General features: G+C 63.9%; 14 protein-coding genes. 7 read left to right on the top strand and 7 right to left on the bottom strand.

All coding sequences use genetic code 11. The features are described from left to right. Positions 1-52: 52 nt before the first annotated feature. The gene (locus ACZ92H_RS03260; RefSeq protein WP_465048060.1) at positions 53-1,078 is read right to left on the bottom strand and encodes an NAD(P)H-binding protein; all 1,026 of its coding nucleotides are present in this window, start codon (positions 1,076-1,078) and stop codon (positions 53-55) included. Between the two features lie 108 nt (positions 1,079-1,186). On the opposite strand from ACZ92H_RS03260, the gene ACZ92H_RS03255 reads away from it, so the two are divergent. After that, positions 1,187-2,089, top strand: a complete 903-nt coding sequence (locus ACZ92H_RS03255; RefSeq protein WP_465048061.1) for a LysR family transcriptional regulator — start codon at positions 1,187-1,189, stop codon at positions 2,087-2,089. Here the strand turns inward: ACZ92H_RS03255 and ACZ92H_RS03250 are convergent. The 5 genes from ACZ92H_RS03250 to folD form a co-directional block, all read right to left on the bottom strand. After that, positions 2,082-3,224, bottom strand: a complete 1,143-nt coding sequence (locus tag ACZ92H_RS03250; protein WP_131371740.1) for a branched-chain amino acid ABC transporter substrate-binding protein — start codon at positions 3,222-3,224, stop codon at positions 2,082-2,084. The genes ACZ92H_RS03255 and ACZ92H_RS03250 overlap by 8 nt on opposite strands. A 369-nt stretch (positions 3,225-3,593) precedes the next feature. Further along, positions 3,594-3,983: a DUF2486 family protein gene (locus ACZ92H_RS03245; protein ID WP_465048062.1), complete on the bottom strand. Its 390-nt coding sequence runs from the start codon at positions 3,981-3,983 to the stop codon at positions 3,594-3,596. Further along, positions 3,980-4,417: a DNA polymerase III subunit chi gene (locus ACZ92H_RS03240; protein WP_465048063.1), complete on the bottom strand. Its 438-nt coding sequence runs from the start codon at positions 4,415-4,417 to the stop codon at positions 3,980-3,982. The genes ACZ92H_RS03245 and ACZ92H_RS03240 overlap by 4 nt, the downstream gene beginning before the upstream one ends. 8 nt (positions 4,418-4,425) lie before the next feature. After that, complete coding sequence (locus tag ACZ92H_RS03235) at positions 4,426-6,504, bottom strand: M3 family metallopeptidase (protein WP_465048064.1); 2,079 nt, start codon at positions 6,502-6,504, stop codon at positions 4,426-4,428. 149 nt (positions 6,505-6,653) lie between these two features. Then, positions 6,654-7,499, bottom strand: a complete 846-nt coding sequence (folD, locus tag ACZ92H_RS03230; protein WP_131371728.1) for a bifunctional methylenetetrahydrofolate dehydrogenase/methenyltetrahydrofolate cyclohydrolase FolD — start codon at positions 7,497-7,499, stop codon at positions 6,654-6,656. A 794-nt stretch (positions 7,500-8,293) separates the two neighbouring features. Between folD and aceE the strand changes: the two genes are divergently transcribed. The 4 genes from aceE (at position 8,294) to ACZ92H_RS03210 (ending at position 16,789) form a co-directional block, all read left to right on the top strand. Beyond that, complete coding sequence (gene aceE, locus ACZ92H_RS03225; protein ID WP_131371725.1) at positions 8,294-10,990, top strand: pyruvate dehydrogenase (acetyl-transferring), homodimeric type; 2,697 nt, start codon at positions 8,294-8,296, stop codon at positions 10,988-10,990. A gap of 94 nt (positions 10,991-11,084) precedes the next feature. After that, positions 11,085-12,722 carry a dihydrolipoyllysine-residue acetyltransferase gene (gene aceF / locus ACZ92H_RS03220; protein WP_465048065.1) on the top strand — a complete coding sequence of 546 codons (1,638 nt, stop codon included), beginning with the start codon at positions 11,085-11,087 and terminating at the stop codon, positions 12,720-12,722. Positions 12,723-12,732: 10 nt separating this feature from the next. Further along, positions 12,733-14,517, top strand: coding sequence for a dihydrolipoyl dehydrogenase (gene lpdA / locus ACZ92H_RS03215; protein ID WP_465048066.1), 1,785 nt, complete (start codon positions 12,733-12,735; stop codon positions 14,515-14,517). 1,087 nt (positions 14,518-15,604) lie between these two features. Continuing rightward, entirely contained in the window at positions 15,605-16,789 is a 1,185-nt protein-coding gene (locus ACZ92H_RS03210; protein WP_465048067.1) for a hypothetical protein, read from the top strand. Positions 16,790-16,804: 15 nt separating this feature from the next. Here the strand turns inward: ACZ92H_RS03210 and ACZ92H_RS03205 are convergent, their stop codons facing one another. After that, positions 16,805-17,533 (bottom strand): TetR/AcrR family transcriptional regulator, encoded by a 729-nt coding sequence (locus tag ACZ92H_RS03205; protein ID WP_465048068.1) that lies wholly within the window; start codon positions 17,531-17,533, stop codon positions 16,805-16,807. Between the two features lie 145 nt (positions 17,534-17,678). Here ACZ92H_RS03205 and ACZ92H_RS03200 point away from each other — a divergent pair, with 145 nt between their 5' ends. Beyond that, a complete protein-coding gene (locus ACZ92H_RS03200; protein WP_131371712.1) occupies positions 17,679-18,881 on the top strand; it encodes an HlyD family secretion protein in 1,203 nt (400 codons plus the stop codon). A gap of 6 nt (positions 18,882-18,887) precedes the next feature. After that, a complete protein-coding gene (locus ACZ92H_RS03195; RefSeq protein ID WP_131371709.1) occupies positions 18,888-20,486 on the top strand; it encodes a DHA2 family efflux MFS transporter permease subunit in 1,599 nt (532 codons plus the stop codon). Positions 20,487-20,511: the final 25 nt, after the last annotated feature.

The raw sequence follows: 20,511 nt of genomic DNA, 5'->3' as shown, positions 1-20,511 counted from the left end.
CCGGCGCATTTTTTTTGCCCATGCCCCCAAGAGCAAGTGCCGGGTTCGATCCTCAGGGGCCGGTCCCGGCCCTGGTGTGCGGGGAAAAGGTCTCACCGTCAGGCGGCAAGTTCCCCATGCCCGCCAGCGTCGTCCGCACCGCCTCGTCGAGCGGCGTGTGCGGTTCCTGCCCCAGCACGGCCAGCAGCCGGGCATTGTCCATGGCCAGCGGGGCTTGCCACAGATAGCGCATCTCGCGCAGCTCGCGCAGGGTGGCGACAAACGGCGAGGCCAGGGTCATCAGCCACCATGGAAAGGACTGCAGCGCAGGCCGCGCGCCCGTCGATTGCTCCACCGCGCGACAGATGGCGCCCGTCATTTGGCGGCCGTCGTGGTCCCAGTGTCCGGCCATGTGGAAGCGCGCAAACGGCGGCAGGGTCGCACGCACGCTCAGCAATTGCAGCATGGTGCGCGCCACGTCGGGCAGATATGACCACTGGTGGCCGATGCCGGGCGCGCCCGGATACAGCACGCTGCGCACGGGCTGGCCCGGTTTCACGAGGCCCTGCGAAAACCAGTTGTTGCCGGCGCGGGGACCGAAGAAGTCGCCCGCGCGCACGATGATGACCTGCGCGCCCTGCGTGCTGGCCCGTTCCAGGCGCGCTTCCAGTTCCACGCGGATGGCGCCCTTGCGCGTCAGCGGGCGCTGCGGCGCATCTTCGGCCAGCAAGGCCCCCGGTGCGGGGATGGCATCGGGGCCGAAGTTGTACACGGTGCCTGGCAGGACGATGGCGGCGTTTTCGGCGACGGCCGCCGCGATGGTGTTGTCGAGCATGGGCAGCACCAGCTGGCCCCAGCGGCGGTAGCCGGGCGGGTTGACGGCGTGCACGATCACCGAGCAGCCCTTGGCGGCCGCCGTCACGTCCGCGCGCGACAGGGCGTCGCCGCGCAGCCATGTGATGTGTTCTCCCCGTGGCGCTGGCGCTTCACCCCGCAGCAGGGCGCGTACCGTCCAGCCCGCTGCCAGTAACTGGCGCACCATCTCGCCGCCGATGCCGCCCGTGGCGCCCAGTACCAATGCCGTTTTCGTCGTGTCCATCCTGCCCTCCCTGTGGTTGATGGTCCCAGTATCTGCCGCGCGAGGCTATTTGGGAATTGACTAACATCGTGTACCGGCTATACATTTATGTATGACCAAGTTGACGCCATGAACCCATCGATCGCCTGGGAATACTACCGCTCCCTGCTGGCCGTGCTGAAGCACGGCTCGCTGTCCGGCGCCGCCCGCGCGCTGGGCATCACGCAGCCGACCGTGGGCCGGCACATCGCCGCGCTGGAGCAGGAGCTGGGCGTGACCCTGTTTACGCGCTCGCAGCTGGGGCTGCTACCGACGGAAGTCGCCCTGACTCTGCGTCCGCATGCGGAAACCATGGAACACACGGCCGCGCTGATGCAGCGCGCCGCCAGCGGCCAGGGACAGGGCGTCGCGGGCGCCGTGCGCGTCGCGGCCAGCGAGGCGGTGGGCGTGGAAGTGCTGCCGCCCATCCTGGCCAGCTTGCGCGAGCGCCATCCGGGCCTGGTCATCGAACTGGTGCTGAGCAACAAGGTGCAGGACTTGCTGCGGCGCGAGGCGGACATCGCCGTGCGCATGCTGCGTCCGCGCCAGGAGCAGCTGGTGGCGCGCAAGGTGGGCAATATCACGCTGGGCCTGCACGCGCACGAAGCTTACCTGGCGCGCCACGGCATGCCGCAGGCATGGGCGGACCTGGCGCGGCATGCCGTCATCGGCTACGACGAAGCGAGTCCGTTCGTGCGCAACGCGGGCGCGGCCTTCCAGGGCTTGACGCGGGAACAGTTTGCCTGGCGCTGCGACAGCGACCTGGCGCACATGGCGCTGATCCGCGCGGGCGCCGGCATCGGCGTGTGCCAGACGGGGCTGGCGGCGCGCAATCCCGCCTTGCGGCGCGTGCTGCCGCAGGCGTTTGCGCTGCCGATGGAAACCTGGGTCACCATGCACGAGGATTTGCGCGGCAGCTTGCGCTGCCGCGCCACCTTCGACGCGCTGGCCGAAGGCTTGCAGGCTTACGTAGGAACGCAGCCGCTTATTTGATGACTTCCATCTTGGTTTTCTTGCCATCCCGGTAGGTGAACAGGGTCAGCGCGCCATCCTTGATGTCGCCGTTGGCATCGAACGAGATCGGCCCCGTTACGCCCTGGTAGTGCACCTTGGCCAGGAAAGGCAGGTACACGGACGGCTTCGACGATTTGGCATCGGCCATGGCGGTGGCCATGGTCATCACGGCGTCGTACACGTACGGCGCGTACAGCTGCACTTCCATATTGTATTTCTGCTTGTAGCGGGCGCGGAAATCGTCCATGCCTTTTTGCTGGGCGCCCGTGACGCCGCCCGCTTCCGCGCAGGTGACGAGGTTTTCGCCGATGGCGTCGCCGGCCAGCTTGCCCAGCGGTTCCGTGCACAGGCCGTCGCCGCCCATGAACTTCGCCTTGATGCCCAGCGCCTTCATCTGGCGCAGCATGGGGCCGCCCACGGAATCCATGCCGCCGAAGAAGATCAGGTCGGGATTTTTTGACTTGATGCTGGTGAGAATGGCATTGAAGTCGGTTGCGTTAGCATTCGTAAATTCCTTGCCGACGATTTGCACGCCGGGCGCGGCCTTCTTGGCGCCCTTGACGAACTGTTCCGCCACGCCCTGTCCGTAGGCCGTGCGGTCATCGATGACGGCGATCTTTTTCGCTTGCAGCTTGTCCACGGCATAGGCGCCCAACGTCCCCCCCAGCTTGTTGTCGTTGGCCACCACGCGGAAGGCCGTGTTGAACTTTTGCTGCGTGTAGGTGGGGTTGGTGGCGGCCGGCGAGATTTGCGGGATGCCGGCATTGAAGTAAATGCGCGAGGCGGGAATCGTCGTGCCCGAATTCAAGTGCCCGACCACGCCGTTAACTTTGGCATCGACGAGTTTTTGCGCCACGGCCGTGCCCTGTTTCGGATCGGCCGCGTCGTCTTCCGGCACCAGCACGAATTTCACGACCTTGCCGTCGATCTTGAAGCCCTTGGCGTTCAAGTCCTCGATGGCCATCTTGGCCGCGTTTTCATTATCCTTGCCCAGGTGGGAGCTGGCGCCAGAGACCGGGGCGACATGGCCTATCTTGATGATTTCCTGCGCGCCCGCATGGCCGGCAAAGGCGAGGGCGAGGGCAAGCGGAAGGACTTTGGTCTTGAGCAGCATAAACATTCTCCAATGGATAAAGATACGGCGGCGTCTCGTGAATCCGCTTCGAGGGGCGGTACGTGTGAAGAAAGGTACAACAAAAAACAGGCCGCGCAAAGCCGCATTTCGGGCTTTTTGCATTTTGTCGCAACAATCACCAAAGTGAGGCGCGATGCACCGATTTCGCAGGCGCGAGCGCACCAAAGAATGGCGCTGGGAGGGATGCCGGTGTAGGGAAGTCGGGCCAAATATGCCCAGTAAACCAACAGCACCTGATAAAACCGACGCGAGCGGAAGGGACTGGTGGCTGAGAAGCGCAACCGTACCAAGGTACGGTGAGCATCGCAGGCCGCCTATACCGACGCGCAGCAGGTTTTGGCAGGTGTCTTAGTGCGCGGGAGGGTGCAGGTGCCCCAGCTCATGGCTCACCGCATGCGCGACGATCTGTTCCAGCGACTGCTGCAAGTCTTCGCGCAGGGCGCCGCGCATGCCGATCAGGGCGTTCTGCAGGGCCGTCTGCAGCACGTGGGCGATGCGCTCTTCCAGCAGATGGTCGATCTTGCCCTGCACCTGGTGCAGGATGCGCTGCGTCAAGCGGTGCTCGATGGCGTCCCAGTCCGGCTGCGCGGCGGCCGGCAAGGCCGTCGGGGCCGGGAGGGGTGCGGCAGGTTCGGCGAGCACGGGGGCGGCGGCCACGGGTACGGGCGCCGGCACATCCGGCCCCAGCAGCACCTCCGTCAGCAGGGGAATGCCCTGGTCGAATGGCGGCTGGTTCATGGTTTGTCCACTGAGTTGCCCGCCACGAAGTGCGTCGGCTGCACGTTTTCCTTGCGGTAGTGCAGGAAACGCTGGCGGCCCGCCTGCGCGTCCTGCTCGTCCATGGAGACGATCTCGAAGACGCGCTGGAATTGCGCATAGTTGGCTGGCGGCAGCTGCGACAGGTTGACGAGGATGTCGTGGTGCGGCACGTCGGCCGCCGCGTCATCGGTGAGGATGATGGGCGTCTGCGCGGCCAGCGCATCGCCGGCCAGCACGTGCGGCAGGAAATCCGTGGCGGAAAACGTCCACATGGCGCGGTTCAATGCATCGAGCTGGGCGCCATCCTGCGCCAGCACGACCACCTTGTTGCCGGCCATGTAGGCCTTGCGCGCCAGGCGGCAGGCGTAGGCCAGCTTGTCCGGCACGTTGCTGTGAAAATCGACGCGGCTCATGGCGGTGCTCAGGCGGCCATGCCGCTGTGGCGCAGCAGGGCGTCGATGGACGGCTCGCGGCCGCGGAAGGCCGTGAACGATTCCAGCGCGGGGCGCGAGCCGCCGACGGACAGGATCTCGTCCAGGTAGCGCTTGCCCGCCGCCGTCGTGGCGGCCGGCCCCAGCGCCCTGGCTTCCTCGAAAGCCGCATAGGCATCGGCGGACAGCACCTCGGCCCATTTGTAGCTGTAGTAGCCAGCCGCGTAGCCGCCGGCAAAAATATGCCCGAAGGCATTCTGGAAGCGGTTGAAGGCGGGTGGGATGAGCAGCGCGAACCTGGCGCGCACGCCGTCGATCAGCTGCTGCACGCTCTGCCCCGTGCCAGCGTCATAATCGTAGTGCAGATGCATGTCGAGCAGGGAAAACTCCACCTGACGCAGGGTTTGCAGGCCGGACTGGAAATTCTTCGCCGCCAGCATCTTGTCGTACAGCGCGCGCGGCAGCGGCGCGCCCGTGACGGCATGCGCCGTCATGTGTTCCAGCACTTCCCATTCCCAGCAGAAGTTTTCCATGAATTGCGACGGCAGTTCCACCGCATCCCATTCCACGCCGGCGATGCCCGACACGCCCAGCTCGTCGACCACCGTCAGCATGTGGTGCAGGCCATGGCCGAACTCGTGGAACAGGGTGATCACTTCATCGTGCGTAAACAGCGCGGGCTGGGCCTGGCCATCGACGACGGCCGGCTGCGTGAAGTTGCAGGTCAGATAAGCGATCGGCGTTTGCACGTGGCTGGCGTCGGCGCGGCGGCCCCGCGCGTCATCCATCCAGGCGCCGCCGCTCTTGCCGGCGCGCGCATACAGGTCCAGGTAGAACTGGCCCACCAGCTGGCCGTCGCGCTCGATGCGGTAGAAACGCACGTCCGGGTGCCAGACGGGCGCCGTATCGGGGCGGATCTCGACGTTGAACAGGTTCTGGATCTGGCGGAACAGGCCGTCGATTACCTTGTGTTCAGGAAAATATTGCTTCACTTCCTGGGCCGAGAAGGCGTAGCGGCGTTCCTGCAGCTTTTCGGAGGCATACGGCACGTCCCACGCCTGCAGCTCGGCGATGCCCAGTTCTTCGCGGGCGAATTGTTTCAGCTCGGCCAGGTCCTTCTCGGCGAACGGACGCGCGCGTTGCGCCAGGTCTTCCAGGAAGGCGATGACTTGCGCGGGCGAGGTGGCCATTTTGGAGACCAGCGAGACTTCGGCGAAATTGCCGTAGCCCAGCAGTTTTGCCTCTTCATCGCGCAGTTTCAACAAGGTGACGATATTTTGCGTATTGTCCCAGTCTGCCTTCTTGCTGAAGACCTCGCCCTGGTCCGATGCCTTGGTGGCGTTGGCGCGGTAGATGGTCTCGCGCAGTGCGCGATTGTCGGCAAATTGCAGGATCGGGTAATAGGACGGGAAGTGCAGCGAGAATTCATAGCCTGGCTTGCCCGCCTTGTCGGCGGCGGCGCGCGCGGCGGCCTTCACGTCGTCGGGCAGGCCGGCCAGTTCGGTTTCATTATCAACCAGCAACTTATAGTCATTCGTGGCGTCGAGCACGTTTTCGGAAAAGCGCGTCGAGACGGCCGCGTGTTCTTCCTGGATGGCACCGAAGCGCTCTTTCTTGTCGTCCGGCAACTCGGCGCCGCCCAGGCGGAAGTCGCGCACGGCATTGTCGACGATGCGCCGGCGCGCGGGCGACAGGCTGGCAAAGCCGGCGCTGGCCTGCAGCTGCTTGTATTTGCCGAACAGGATTTCATTCTGGCCCAGCTCGGTCCAGAATTCCGTCACCTTGGGCTGGTTCGCATTGTAGGCGGCGCGCAGCTCGGGCGTGTCGACGACGCTGTTCAAATGGTTGACGATGCTCCAGGCGCGTCCCAGGGTTTCGGCGATCTGGTCCTGCGGCGCGACGAAATTGTCCCAGCTGACTTCTTCCATGGGCGCTTCCAGCCGCGCCACCGTGGCGCGCGCCTGCTCCAGCAGGGTATCGATGGCGGGCGTGACATGCTCGTGCGTGATCGCGTCGAAGCGTGGCAGGCCGGAAAAATCAAGCAGGGGATTGGTATTCATCGTCAGCATTTCCAGTGTGTTGTTTCTTCAGGCGGCAGCGCCGCCTGCATGCCGGAGCGCCTGAAAAACGTTCAGGGCAGGGCGCGGTGCCGAAGGCTGTACGCATCGTACGGCAAGGCACTGCAACGCAGCCATGGACGTTTTTTCAGGTGCTCCTCTTAAATGCGCTCGGCGGCTTCGACCGTGTTCATTAATAACATCGTGATCGTCATCGGACCCACGCCACCCGGCACCGGGGTAATGTGCGACGCGACTTCTTTCACTCCAGCAAAATCCACGTCACCGCACAGCTTGCCTTCATCGTCGCGGTTCATGCCCACGTCGATGACGATGGCGCCCGGCTTGACCATGTCGGCCGTCAGGGTGTTGCGGCGGCCGACGGCGGCCACGACCACGTCCGCCTGGCGCGTGTACAGGCCCAGGTCCGGGGTCGCACTATGGCAGATGGTGACGGTAGCGTTCGCTTGCAAGAGCAGCAGGGCCATCGGCTTGCCGACGGTGTTGCTGCGGCCGATGACGACGGCGTGCTTGCCGCGCAGGTCCACGCCCGTGCTTTCGATCAGCTTCATGCAGCCGTACGGCGTGCAGGGGCGGAAGCCGGGCAGGCCTGTCATCAGTTCGCCGGCGCTCAGGACGGAGTAGCCGTCCACGTCTTTCGTGGTGGCAATGGCTTCGATGACCTTGTGCGGGTTGATGTGCTTGGGCAAGGGCATTTGCACGAGGATGCCGTGGATGGCGGGATCCGCGTTCAGGCTGGCGATGCGTGCCAGCAAGTCCGCTTCGGACAGGTCCGCTTCATATTTTTCCAGCACGGAGTGGAAACCCACGTCGCCGCAAGCCTTCACCTTGTTGCGGACATACACTTGGCTGGCCGGGTCTTCGCCGACGAGGATCACGGCCAGGCCGGGCTGGATGCCCTTGGCGGTGAGGGCGGCGGCGCGCGTGGCGATCTCGCTGCGCAGTTTTTGGGAGAGGGCGATTCCGTCGATCAGTTGTGCTGGCATGGTAGGGGCTGAGAGCTGTGGGAGGGAAAAGACAGATTATAAAGCCGGGCGGCGCAAAGGGGCGGTTTTGGCGCCAATGCCGTGAGGTTAAAAAGCGGGCCGGAGACGCGAGCCCGAGAAATGCCGATGGCGGCGTTGCAGCTCCTTGCCGTACTGGCGTGCTGTCTGCGTCGCCGCGCCTTGCCCTCGACATTTTTCAGGCCCGCCTGGCCCGAACAACAGCGGGCCGGAGACGCGAGCCTGAGAAAATGCCGATGGCGGCGTTGCAGCTCCTTGCCGCACGGGCGTGCTGTCTGCGTCGCCGCGCCTTGCCCTCGACATTTTTTCAGGCCCGCCTGGCCCGAACAACAGCGGGCCGGAGACGCGAGCCTGAGAAAATGCCGATGGCGGCGTTGCAGCTCCTTGTCGTACTGGCGTACTGTCTGCGTAGCTGCGCCTTGCCCTCGACATTTTTCAGGCCCGCTTGGCCCGGTATGCCTGTGCGGACGACTGGGGTTTTAATTCGGCTTGCTATGTGCTCGTAGAGCAGGGGCGGCCAGGGCATGCAAGTTTTCCGGATTCGGCGCTATTTGCTAGTCTGCTCATCCTAATTTCCGGACAGAATTTGCGGCACTGCAGCATAAATTCCATAGGGTGATTTCATGATGTGAAATGCTATATCGTAATTTGAAAAATACTAAATACGCTGTTAGAATCCCCACACTAATCCATCTTAATAGTAAATAATCAGCGAAATACCGTCCGACAGCGATCCGGAAAATCGGGGTGGGGCGCTCACAAAGGAGACTCAACAGATGTCAGCTCAACTGAACCAGGTAACGACACAGATCGGCACCGACCCGGATATGCAGGAAACCAAGGAGTGGCTGGACGCGCTCGAAGCCGTGCTGGAAAATGAAGGTCCGGAACGCGCGCATTACCTGATGGAGCGCCTGGTGGACCTGGCCCGCCGCCGTGGCGCCCAGATCCCGTTCTCCAGCACCACCGCCTACGTCAATACCATCCCCACCAAACAAGAAGCACACTGCCCCGGCAACCTGGAATACGAAGAGCGCCTGCGCTCGTGGATGCGCTGGAACGCCATGGCCATGGTCGTCAAGGCCAACCGCGCCGACGGCGACCTGGGCGGCCACTTGTCCTCGTTCGCCTCGCTGGCGAACATGCTGGGCATCGGCTTCAACCACTTCTGGCACGCGCCGACGGCCGACCATGGCGGCGACCTGCTGTACATCCAGGGCCACTCCTCGCCTGGCGTCTACGCGCGCGCCTTCCTCGAAGGCCGCCTGACGGAAGAGCAAATGCTGAACTTCCGCAAGGAAGTCGACGGCAAGGGCCTGTCCTCCTACCCGCATCCGAAACTGATGCCTGACTTCTGGCAGTTCCCGACCGTGTCGATGGGCCTGGGCCCGCACATGGCGATCTACCAGGCGCGTTTCCTGAAATACCTGCACGCACGCGGCATCGCCAAGACCGACAACCGCAAGGTCTGGGCCTTCTGCGGCGACGGCGAGATGGACGAGCCGGAATCCCTGGGCGCGATCGGCCTGGCCGCGCGCGACATGCTCGACAACCTGGTCATCGTGGTCAACTGCAACCTGCAGCGCCTGGACGGCCCCGTGCGCGGCAACACCAAGATCATCCAGGAACTGGAAGGCGAATTCCGCGGCGCCGGCTGGAACGTCGTCAAGGTCATCTGGGGTCCGGGCTGGGACGCCCTGCTGGCACAGGACAAGGAAGGCATCCTGCAGCGCGTGATGATGGAAACCGTCGACGGCGAATACCAGAACTACAAGGCGAAAGATGGCGCCTACGTGCGCAAGCACTTCTTCGGCAAGCACCCGAAGCTGCTGGAAATGGTTGCCAACATGACGGACGACGACATCTGGCGCCTGACCCGTGGCGGCCACGATCCGCACAAGATTTACGCGGCCTTCAAGATCGCCCAGGAACACAAGGGCCAGCCGACCGTCCTGCTGGTGAAAACCATCAAGGGCTACGGCATGGGCAAGTCGGGCGAAGCGCGCAACACGGCGCACCAGACGAAAAAACTGGACGACGAAGCCATCCGCGAAATGCGCGACCGCTTCTCGCTGCCGATCCCGGACGACAAGCTGGCCGACATCCCGTTCTTCAAGCCAGCCGACGACGCGCCGGAAATGGTCTACCTGCACGAGCGCCGCAAGGCCCTGGGCGGCTACCTGCCGCAGCGCCGCCAGAAAGCGGAAGAAACCCTGCCCGTGCCTGGCCTGGACGCCTTTAAAAACGTGCTGGAAGCGACGCCGGAAGGCCGTGAAATCTCGACCACGCAAGCCTTCGTGCGCGTCATTTCGACCCTGCTGAAAGACCCGAACCTGGGCCAGCGCGTGGTGCCTATCCTGGTCGATGAATCGCGTACCTTCGGCATGGAAGGCCTGTTCCGCCAGATCGGCATCTACAACCCGAAAGGCCAGTTGTACGAGCCGGTCGACAAGGACCAGGTCATGTACTACCGCGAAGACAAGGCCGGCCAGATCCTGCAAGAGGGCATCAACGAAGCTGGCGGCATGAGCTCGTGGATCGCCGCGGCGACGTCGTATTCGACCAACGACCGCATCATGATCCCGTTCTACACCTTCTACTCGATGTTCGGCTTCCAGCGCATCGGCGACCAGGTATGGGCTTCGGCCGACATGCGCGCCCGCGGCTTCCTGATGGGCGGCACGGCCGGCCGCACGACCCTGAACGGCGAAGGCTTGCAGCACGAAGATGGCCACAGCCATATCTTCGCCGCGACCATCCCGACCTGCATGCCGTACGATCCGACCTTCAGCCATGAAGTCGCCGTCATCATCCAGGACGGCCTGCGCCGCATGATCGCCAACCAGGAAGATGTGTTCTACTACATCACGATCATGAACGAGAACTACGCCCAGCCAGGCATCAAGCCAGGCCAGGAAGAAGGCATCCTGAAAGGCATGTACAAGCTGCAGGAAGGCCCGGCGGATGCCAAGCTGCGCGTACAGCTGATCGGCTGCGGCACCATCCTGCGCGAATCGATCTTCGCCGCCGAATTGCTGCAGAACGACTGGGGCGTGGCTGCGGACGTGTGGTCGGCGCCGTCGCTGACCCTGGTGGCCCGCGATGGCCAGGATGCGGAACGCTGGAACATGGTCAACCCGTCGAAAGAGCAGCGCGTGCCGTACGTCACCTCGCTGATGCAGGACACGGACGGCCCGATCGTCGCCACGACCGACTACATGCGCGCGTTTGCAGAACAGATCCGCGCCTTCATGCCGAAGGGCCGCACTTATAAAGTGCTGGGCACCGATGGCTTTGGCCGCTCGGACAGCCGCGCCAAGCTGCGCGAGTTCTTCGAAGTGAACCGTTATTATGTCACCGTGGCCGCGTTGAAATCGCTGGCTGACGAAGGCAAGATCGACGTGTCGGTGGTGGAGCAGGCGATTGCCAAGTACGGCATCGACGCGAACAAACCGAATCCGGTGACCCAGTAATCGTTGTGCGGACCCGATGATGCCAGGGCGGTGCGAAAGTGCCGCCCTGGCGTGTGTGCGGGTCCATCTGACAAATAAAATAACGGAGCAAGCTATGAGCATTGTGGAAGTCAAAGTCCCGGATATCGGCGATTTCAAGGAAGTCGAGATCATTGAACTGATGGTCAAGGCAGGCGATACGGTCAAGGTCGACCAGTCCCTGATCACGGTCGAATCGGACAAGGCCAGCATGGAAATTCCATCGAGCCACGCCGGTGTCGTCAAGGAATTGAAAGTCAACGTGGGCGACAAGATCGCCGAAGGTTCGCTGGTCCTGCTGCTGGAAGTGGCGGACGACGCCTCGGCCACGGCTGCCCCTGCAGCCGCACCGGCGCCTGCCGCTGAAGCTGCACCAGCCGCCGCTCCTGCGGCCGCGCCAGCGCCTGCCGCCTCCGGCGCGCCTGCGCTGGTGGAAGTGACCGTGCCCGATATCGGCGACTTCAAGGAAGTCGAAGTCATCGAACTGATGGTCAAGGTGGGCGATGCGATCAAGGTCGACCAGTCGCTGCTGACGGTCGAATCGGACAAGGCCAGCATGGAAATTCCATCGAGCCACGCCGGTGTCGTCAAGGAATTGAAAGTCAAGGTTGGCGACAAGGTCGCCAAGGGTTCGCTGGTGCTGGTCGTTGAAACGACCGGTGGCGCCGCCGCTCCTGCCGCTGCACCTGCCGCCGCGCCAGCGGCCGCCGTCGCGTCGGCGCCGGTCGCCGCTGCTGCCCCGGCACCTGCCGCCGCCGCCCCTGCCGTGAATGGCAAGCTGGCGCATGCATCGCCGTCGATCCGCAAGTTCGCGCGCGAACTGGGCGTGGACCTGGCCCGCGTGGGCGGCTCCGGTCCGAAGGGTCGCATCACCCAGGAAGACGTGCAGAACTTCGTCAAGGGCGTGATGTCGGGCGCCGTCGCCGCGCCGAACGCGCCAGCCGCTGCCAAAGGCGGTTCGGGCGTGGGCCTGGACCTGCTGCCATGGCCGTCGCTGGACTTCAGCAAATTCGGCGCGACCGAATTGCTGCCGCTGTCGCGCATCAAGAAAATCTCGGGTCCGAATTTGCACCGCAACTGGGTCATGATCCCGCACGTCACGCAGTTCGACGAAGCGGACGTGACGGACCTGGAAGCGTTCCGCGTCGACACCAACGCGGCCAATGCGAAGAACAAGGACGCGGCCAAGCTGACCATGCTGGCCTTCGTCATCAAGGCGTCCGTCGCCGCGCTGAAGAAATTCCCCGCGTTTAACGCTTCGCTCGATGCCAAGGGCGAGAACCTGATCCTCAAGCAGTACTACAACATCGGCTTCGCGGCCGACACGCCGAACGGCCTGGTGGTCCCCGTGATCAAGGGCGCGGACCAGAAGTCGGTCTCGCAGATCGCCCGCGAAATGACGGAACTGTCGCTGCAGGCGCGCGAAGGCAAGCTGAAACCGGCCGACATGCAGGGCGCCAGCTTCACGATCTCGTCCCTGGGCGGCATCGGCGGCACGCACTTCACGCCGATCGTCAATGCGCCGGAAGTGGCGATTCTGGGCCTGTCGAAAGCCTCGATCAAGCCGGTATGGGATGGCAAGGCCTTCCAGCCGCGTTTGATGATGGGCACCTCGCTGTCCTACGACCACCGCGTGGTCGATGGCGCGATGGGCGCGCGATTCTCCGTGTACCTCGGCGAAGTCCTGGCCGACATGCGCAAAATTCTGCTGTAAGGAGCGATTCATGAGCACAGTAGAGGTAAAAGTACCGAATATCGGCGACTTCAAGGAAGTCGAAGTCATCGAACTGATGGTCAAGGTCGGCGACACCATCAAGGTGGACCAGTCGCTGATCACGGTCGAATCGGACAAGGCCAGCATGGAGATTCCATCGACCCATGCGGGCGTCGTCAAGGAATTGAAAGTCAAGGTCGGCGACAAGATCGCCGAAGGCAGCGCGCTGCTGGTGGTGGAAGCGTCGGAAGGCGCGGCGGCAGCCGCACCGGTGGCCGCGCCTGCGCCTGCAGCAGCTGCTCCGGCGGCTGCCCCAGCGGCGGCACCGGCGGCCGTCGCCGCCATCCCGGCCGGCAATTACAGCGGCCAGGTTGACATCGACGTCGACATGATGGTGCTGGGCGGCGGTCCTGGCGGCTATTCGGCGGCGTTCCGCGCGGCCGACCTGGGCATGTCGACGGTGATCGTCGAGCGCTACGCCACCCTGGGCGGCGTGTGCCTGAACGTGGGCTGCATCCCGTCGAAGGCGCTGCTGCACGTGGCTTCCGTGATCGATGAAACGGCGCACATGTCCAGCACGGGCGTGACGTTTGCCAAGCCGACGATCGATATCGACCAGGTGCGCAAGTACAAGGAAGGCGTCATCTCGAACATGACGGGCGGCCTGGCCGGCATGGCCAAGGCGCGCAAGACGCAAGTGGTGACGGGCGTGGGCCAGTTCCTCTCCGCCAACCACATCGAAGTGACGGCGACCGACGGCTCGAAAAAAGTCGTGCAGTTCAAGCAAGCCATCATCGCCGCCGGTTCCTCCGTGGTGAAGCTGCCCTTCGTGCCGGAAGATCCGCGCATCGTCGATTCGACGGGCGCGCTGGAATTGCGCCAGATCCCGAAACGTATGCTGGTCATCGGCGGCGGCATCATTGGCCTGGAAATGGCGACCGTGTATTCCACGTTCGGCGCGCGCATCGACGTGGTCGAAATGATGGATGGCCTGATGCAGGGCGCGGACCGCGACGCCGTCAAGGTGTGGCAGAAGTTCAATGAAAAACGCTTCGACAACATCATGACCAAGACCAAGACGGTAGCCGTCGAGGCACTGCCGGAAGGCATCAAGGTCACGTTCGAGGCAGCCGAAGCGGGTGCCACGGCACCGGCGCCGCAAGTCTACGACCTGGTGCTGGTCGCCGTGGGCCGCAGCCCGAACGGCAAGAAGCTGGCCGCCGACAAGGCCGGCGTGCAAGTGACGGACCGCGGCTTCATCAACGTCGACAGCCAGATGCGCACCAACGTGCCCAACATCTTCGCCATCGGCGACCTGGTGGGCCAGCCGATGCTGGCGCACAAGGCCGTGCATGAAGCCCACGTGGCCGCCGAAGCGGCCTCCGGCCAGAAGTCGCACTTCGACGTCAAGGTGATTCCGTCGGTCGCCTACACGGACCCGGAAGTGGCATGGGCCGGCATCACGGAAGACGAAGCGAAAGCCAAGGGCATCAAGGTCGAGAAGGGCCACTTCCCCTGGGCCGCTTCCGGCCGCGCCGTGGCCAATGGCCGCGCCGAAGGCTTCACCAAGCTGCTGTTCGACGCGGAAACGCACCGCATCATCGGCGGCACCATCGTCGGCACGCACGCGGGCGACATGATCGGTGAAATCGCCCTGGCCATCGAAATGGGCTGCGACGGCACCGACATCGGCAAGACCATCCACCCGCACCCGACCCTGGGCGAGTCGATCGGCATGGCAGCGGAAGTGTACGAAGGCGTGTGCACGGACTTGCCGCCGCCACGCAAGCGTTGATCGCTTGATGCTGTTGTAAGCGAAAAGCCCCGCAAGCGATTGCGGGGCTTTTTTATTTGGAACTGTTGCCGCCCGCATCCAGGCTCGGGCGAGTCGATCGGCAGCTTGGCAACGGCGCGCCGAAGGGACTGTGTGCACGGACTGGCCGCCGCCGCGCAAGCGTTGATCGCTTGATGCTGTTGTAAGCGAAAAGCCCCGCAAGCGATTGCGGGGCTTTTTTATTTGGAACTGTTGCCGCCCGCATCCAAGCTCGGGCGAGTCGATCGGCAGCTTGGCAACGGCGCGCCGAAGGGACTGTGTGCACGGACTGGCCGCCGCCACGCAAGCGTTGATCGCTTGATGCTGTTGTAAGCGAAAAGCGCCGCAAGCGATTGCGGGGCTTTTTTATTTGAAACTGTTGCCACCCGCATCCAGGCTCGGGCGAGTCGGTCGGCAGCTCGGCAACAGCGCGCCGAAGGGACTGTGTGCACGGACTGGCCGCCGCCACGCAAGCGTTGATCGCTTGATGCTGTTGTAAGCGAAAAGCCCCGCAAGCGATTGCGGGGCTTTTTTATTTGGAACTGTTGCCGCCCGCATCCAGGCTCGGACGAGTCGATCGGCAGCTTGGCAACGGCGCGCCGAAGGGACTGTGTGCACGGACTTGCCGCCGCCACGCAAGCGTTGATCGCTTGATGCTGTTGTAAGCGAAAAGCCCCGCAAGCGATTGCGGGGCTTTTTTATTTGGAACTGCTGCCACCCGCATCCAGGCTCGGGCGAGTCGGTCGGCAGCTCGGCAACAGCGCGCCGAAGGGACTGTGTGCACGGACTTGCCGCCGCCGCGCCAGCGCTGCTCGCTGACAAGAGATTAACTTTCAGTACAAAAAATCGAGACGCGCTCCTGGGTTTTTGTGTTTTCCTTGCCTTGAGGATAGTAAAACGTGGCGCAGCGGCGTCATGTGAAAATTGGTGAGTATTGCCACATGGAAAAAGTGGCAGAATAGGGGTCTGTAACCATGTTTCGCTCGCGCTTGCCCAGGGGCGTGTGATTTTTCCCTGAACGTTGCCAGTGTCCGGTCAAGTTCGGCTGTACTGTGAAAGTTTTGCAACAATGAAAAAATTTACCGCCCTCCATATTTCCGATGTCCGCTTGCGCCGGGCGGATGAACAAGAGCAAGCCGTGGTGCTGCATGCCTTGTACCAGGACGTGGCCGCCATTCTGGCGACGGGCCGGCAGATCGATGCGATTTTCTTCACGGGCCAGCTGGTGGCGCCTGACGCCTGTGACAACACCACCCCCGTGTATGTCTACGAATACTTCCTGCGTCCCCTGTTGCAGGCGGCCAGCTTGCCCGGCGCGCGCTTTTACCTGGTGCCGGGCAGCCGCGTGCAGGGTGTCGCGGGTGCGGCGCTGGGCAATGCCGGCTTCAGCTTCTTTGCCGCCGATGAGTACGCCAGTGCGGAGCAGCGCGCGCGCTACAAGAATATCCACGCCGTCTTCCACGGCCACCAGCATACGGGCGACGCCAGTTCACTGATGAAGTCGCTTGGCATTTTGTTCAAGAGCAATCCCGGCAGCCTGTACGGCGCACAAGGCCAGATGGCGGCGTATGCCGTGCTGGAATTCGGCGCCGAGGCGTCCCGGAGCGATGTGCCGGCCAGGCAGTGGACGGTGGCGTTGCGTGAGTTCGACGAGGTGAGCAAGAATTTCGCCCTGTCCGTGCTCTACACGCCGAATGGCCAGGAAACGGGGCAGATGGATGCGGAATACGTGTTCGCCACCTTGCTGCCGCAATTGGCGGGCGAGTCCGTGTATTTCGATGGCTTGCTGGGCAAGGCGGCCATGCCGCAGCGCCTGCCCGCCGGCGGCGCGGCCGATGCGCGGGAATTCCTGATCGAGCTGGCCTTCGTCATGTTCGAGGCCAAGACCCTGTTCCTGGAGCAGGCCCAGCTGGAGCGTTTTACCAGTGATTATTGCGCCGTGAAAGGCTGGGGCTTGCCCGCCGCGGACTGGCTGGCGCCGCTGTACCGCCATGGCTTACTGCTGCAGGCCGATGGCCAGGTGGCGTTTGCCTTCGATTATTTCCGCACCTATTTCCTGGCGCAGCGCTTTGAGACCTCGTTCGACCTGATGCGCTATGGTCCCGAGCGCTTCGATGGCAGTGAGTCCTCGCTCAGCTTTGATGGCGCGTCGGCGGCGCAGCCGTTCCTGCGCGCGCTGGGCCTGGATGGCGAGCGCGCTGCGCCAGCGCCAGAGCAGGCGGCCTTGCCGCAGGATTGCAGCCGCCCCGGCTGATCTTGCTGGCCAGCCTCAGGCCGGCAGCGGGGCGCGCAGGGTGCCGCGCAGGAACAGGTCGAGGCCGGCCTCCACCTTGACGCGCAGCTGCGCCACGTCCGGTTGCGCCGGCGGCGGGAACAGCAGGCGCGACATCTGGTCGCCGAGCAGGCAATTGAGCAGATGCAAGGCCAGCATGGACGCCGGCAGCTCGGCGCGAAACAGCGGCGCGATATCGGGCCGGCTGAAGAAGCGGGTCAGCAACTCGCGCGTCTGTCCCGGCCCCACCTTATAGAACGTTTCCGCCAGGTCCGGGTGCGTGGCCGCTTCCGCCACCACCATGCGGTTCAGGCGGATGGCCGCCGGCATGGTTACCAGCTGCACGAAGAGCAGGCCGAATTCACCCAGGATGGTGGCCAGCGGGCGCATGTCCGTCTCCAGCGCCGGCATGGTGGAGAAATACGCGGAACGGCGCTGTTCCACCACGGCATTGAACAGTCCTGACTTGCCGCCAAATTTCACATAGATCGTGCGCACGGCCACATGGGCTTCGCGGGCGATCATTTCCAGACTCACTTTTCCATACCCTTTTTCCAGAAACAGGCAGCCCGCCGTGTGCAGCAGGTTTTCCATGCGCGCCTCCATGTCGGCGGCGCGCGGGCGGCCGGCCGGCTTGCCGCAGCAGCTCAGTTCCTGGGTGTCGGCGGCCGGGCTGTCGGCATGGTGGTCGTTAGGCAATGTATCGCTGAGGCCGGGATCGGGCATGGTCGGGGTCTCTTTACAGGTTGGACGGTGAGTGATGGCTCACACTGTAGTGCAAATTAAAATGAAATGCAATCGTTTCATTTCTTGACTTTGCCTTTTCTTTGTCCAATAATGAACAGATATCATTTCATTTTCGGAGCGCAGTATGTCGAACCAGCCTGGCCAAGCAGAACAAAAAGTGCTTAGCGCCGTCCCACCCGCGGCCCCCGCCGCACCGTCCACGCCCGCCGCACCTGCCAGCTCCGCCGCACCGAACAACCGCGTGAAAATCATCGCCGGCCTGATCGTCCTGGTCGCCCTGGGCGCTGGCGCGCGCATGTGGTACCGCAGCCACTATTTCGTGGAAACGGAGAACGCCTATGTGTCGGGCCACGTGCATCCCGTGTCGGCGCGCATTGCCGGCGTCGTCACCAAGGTCTTCATTGACGACAATCAAATCGTGAAAGAGGGCGACGTGATCGCCGAACTCGACCCGTTCGACCAGCGCGTGAAAACCGAGCAGATCGCCGCGCAGATCGCCAGCGCCGAGCAGCAAGTGCTGCAGGCCGATGCGCAGATCGCCCAGGTGCAGGCGCAGGCCAGCGCCGCCCAGGCGCAAGTGGCGCAAGCCGACGCCCAGCTGCTGCGCGCGAAACAGGATGCCGAGCGCTTTGGCCAGCTGTACACGAGCCAGATGAAAGCCGTCTCGAAAGCGGAGCTGGACGCGGCCAATGCCGCCCGCTCCGGCGCCGTGGCCGACCTGGCCGCCCGCCGCGACAGCGCGTCCGCCGCCAAGGCGCAGATCGGCGCGGCGCAAGCCGCGCGCGACGTGGCCAAGGCGCAGGTGGCCGTGCTGCGCGTGCAGCTGAAGGACGCGGAACAGCAGCTGCAGTACAACCGCATCCTGGCTCCCGTCGCCGGCCGCATCGGCAAGCGCAACGTGGAAACGGGCATGCGCGTGCAGCCTGGCCAGCAGCTGACGGCCATCGTGCAGGACAACGTCTGGGTCACCGCCAACTTCAAGGAAACGCAGCTGGCCGACCTGCACCGCGGCCAGAGCGTGCACGTGACCATCGACGCCATGCCGGGCAAGAAGCTGGTCGGTACCGTCGACAGCTTCGCTCCCGCCTCGGGCGCGCAGTTCGCCCTGCTGCCGGCCGATAACGCCACCGGCAACTTCACCAAGATCGTCCAGCGCGTGCCCGTGAAAATCGTCTTCCAGCCGGCGGACATCAAGGCCATGAACGGCCGCCTGGTGCCGGGCATGTCGGTGATCGCGGAAGTGGAAGTCAATCAGCCTGAAACGCAGCCGGCCGCGCAGCACGCCGCCGCGCCAGCTGCTCCTGCCGCACAGACCAGCGCCCGCTAAGTTTCCATGAGCAGCCCTTCCACCACGCCGGCGGCATCGCCGGCGTTCCCCGTGATCAGCGAGAAAGTCTCCGGACGCACCTGGCTGGCCGTCGCCGCCGGCATGCTGGGCGCCTTCATGGCGGTGCTCGACATCCAGATCACCAACTCCTCGCTCAAGGACATCCTTGGCTCGCTGTCGGCCACCCAGGAAGAGGGCTCGTGGATTTCCACGGCCTACCTGGTGGCGGAAATTATCGTCATTCCCCTCACGGCGCTGCTGGCGCGCGTGTTCGGTCTGCGTACCTACATGATCGGCACCACCGCCTTCTTCCTGCTGTTTTCCACCTTGTGCGGCACGGCCTGGAACCTGGAAAGCATGATCGTCTTCCGCATGCTGCAGGGCTTTACGGGCGGCGCGCTGATCCCCATGGCCTTCACCCTGGTGATGCTCAAGCTGCCGCCATCGAAGCGCGCCGTCGGCATGGCCATTTTCGGCCTGACAGCCACCCTGGCGCCGGCCATGGGCCCGACCCTGGGCGGCTATCTGTCGGAGCTGTATGGCTGGCCGTCGATCTTCTACATCAACTGGGTGCCGGGCGTGCTGCTGATCGCCGGCATGATCTATGGCCTGGACAAGGAGCCGATGAAGCTCGAGATGTTCTGGAAAGCCGACTGGCTGGGCATCTTCTTCATGGCCCTGGGCCTGGGCTGCCTGACCATCTTCCTGGAAGAGGGCAATTCGAAGGACTGGTTCGACTCGGGTTTCATCATCACCTTCGCCGCGCTGGCCCTGACGGGCATCCTGGGCTGGGTCGTCACCAGCGCCACGCGCGCCGAGCCCTTCGTCAACCTGGCCTTGTACGGCCAGCGCAACTTTTTGGTTGCCACCGTGCTGTCGGCCGTGACGGGCATGGGCCTGTACGGCTCGGCCTTCCTGCTGCCTTTGTTCCTGGGCCAGATCGCCGGCTATTCGCCGATGCAGATCGGTGAAGTCATCATGTGGGTGGGCTTGCCGCAGCTGTTCATCATGCCGTTTGTCGCCAAGCTGTCGTCCGTGGTGGACAACCGCATCCTGTGCTCGTTCGGCCTGCTGCTGTTCGGCGGCTCGTGCATGATGAATGCCTACATGGACGCGTCCACCGGCTACGACCAGCTGCTGTGGTCACAGGTGGTGCGCGCGCTGGGCCAGCCCTTCGTCATGCTGACCCTGTCGAACTTCGCCATGAAGGGCATCGCGCCGAAGGACATGCCGTCCGCATCGAGCCTGTTCAACATGACGCGCAACCTGGGCGGCTCCATCGGCATCGCCCTGCTGGCCACGGCCCTGAGCACGCGCGAGCATTTTCATTCGCAGCGCCTGGGCGAGGCGATCAACTCGTTTTCCAGCGCCACGCAGCTGCGCATCGACCAGCTGACGTCGTCGTTCATGGCCAAGGGTGTCGATCCGGTCACGGCCGGCAACCAGGCCTTGCAGGCGATCGACGGCATCGTGCGCCGCGAAGCGTATGTGATGGCTTACAACGACGGCTTCTTCCTTATCGGCGCCATCCTGCTGGCCTGCATCGTGCCCCTGTGGCTGGCCGACAAACTCAAAGCTCCCGGTGGCGGTGGCGGCGGTCATTGACCCTCCACGCACGCACCTCAAGAAC

The organism is Janthinobacterium foliorum, from assembly GCF_978021625.1.
The sequence above is the reverse complement of the archived record's forward strand: the minus strand, read 5'-3'. Positions and strand labels throughout refer to the sequence as shown.

Bases quoted from the DNA above. Each gene is read 5' to 3' on its own strand.
- ACZ92H_RS03260 (WP_465048060.1), bottom strand. From the start codon at position 1,078: ATGGACACGACGAAAACGGCATTGGTACTGGGCGCCACGGGCGGCATC.
- ACZ92H_RS03255 (WP_465048061.1), top strand. From the start codon at position 1,187: ATGAACCCATCGATCGCCTGGGAATACTACCGCTCCCTGCTGGCCGTG.
- ACZ92H_RS03250 (WP_131371740.1), bottom strand. From the start codon at position 3,224: ATGCTGCTCAAGACCAAAGTCCTTCCGCTTGCCCTCGCCCTCGCCTTT.
- ACZ92H_RS03245 (WP_465048062.1), bottom strand. From the start codon at position 3,983: ATGAACCAGCCGCCATTCGACCAGGGCATTCCCCTGCTGACGGAGGTG.
- ACZ92H_RS03240 (WP_465048063.1), bottom strand. From the start codon at position 4,417: ATGAGCCGCGTCGATTTTCACAGCAACGTGCCGGACAAGCTGGCCTAC.
- ACZ92H_RS03235 (WP_465048064.1), bottom strand. From the start codon at position 6,504: ATGCTGACGATGAATACCAATCCCCTGCTTGATTTTTCCGGCCTGCCA.
- folD (WP_131371728.1), bottom strand. From the start codon at position 7,499: ATGCCAGCACAACTGATCGACGGAATCGCCCTCTCCCAAAAACTGCGC.
- aceE (WP_131371725.1), top strand. From the start codon at position 8,294: ATGTCAGCTCAACTGAACCAGGTAACGACACAGATCGGCACCGACCCG.
- aceF (WP_465048065.1), top strand. From the start codon at position 11,085: ATGAGCATTGTGGAAGTCAAAGTCCCGGATATCGGCGATTTCAAGGAA.
- lpdA (WP_465048066.1), top strand. From the start codon at position 12,733: ATGAGCACAGTAGAGGTAAAAGTACCGAATATCGGCGACTTCAAGGAA.
- ACZ92H_RS03210 (WP_465048067.1), top strand. From the start codon at position 15,605: ATGAAAAAATTTACCGCCCTCCATATTTCCGATGTCCGCTTGCGCCGG.
- ACZ92H_RS03205 (WP_465048068.1), bottom strand. From the start codon at position 17,533: ATGCCCGATCCCGGCCTCAGCGATACATTGCCTAACGACCACCATGCC.
- ACZ92H_RS03200 (WP_131371712.1), top strand. From the start codon at position 17,679: ATGTCGAACCAGCCTGGCCAAGCAGAACAAAAAGTGCTTAGCGCCGTC.
- ACZ92H_RS03195 (WP_131371709.1), top strand. From the start codon at position 18,888: ATGAGCAGCCCTTCCACCACGCCGGCGGCATCGCCGGCGTTCCCCGTG.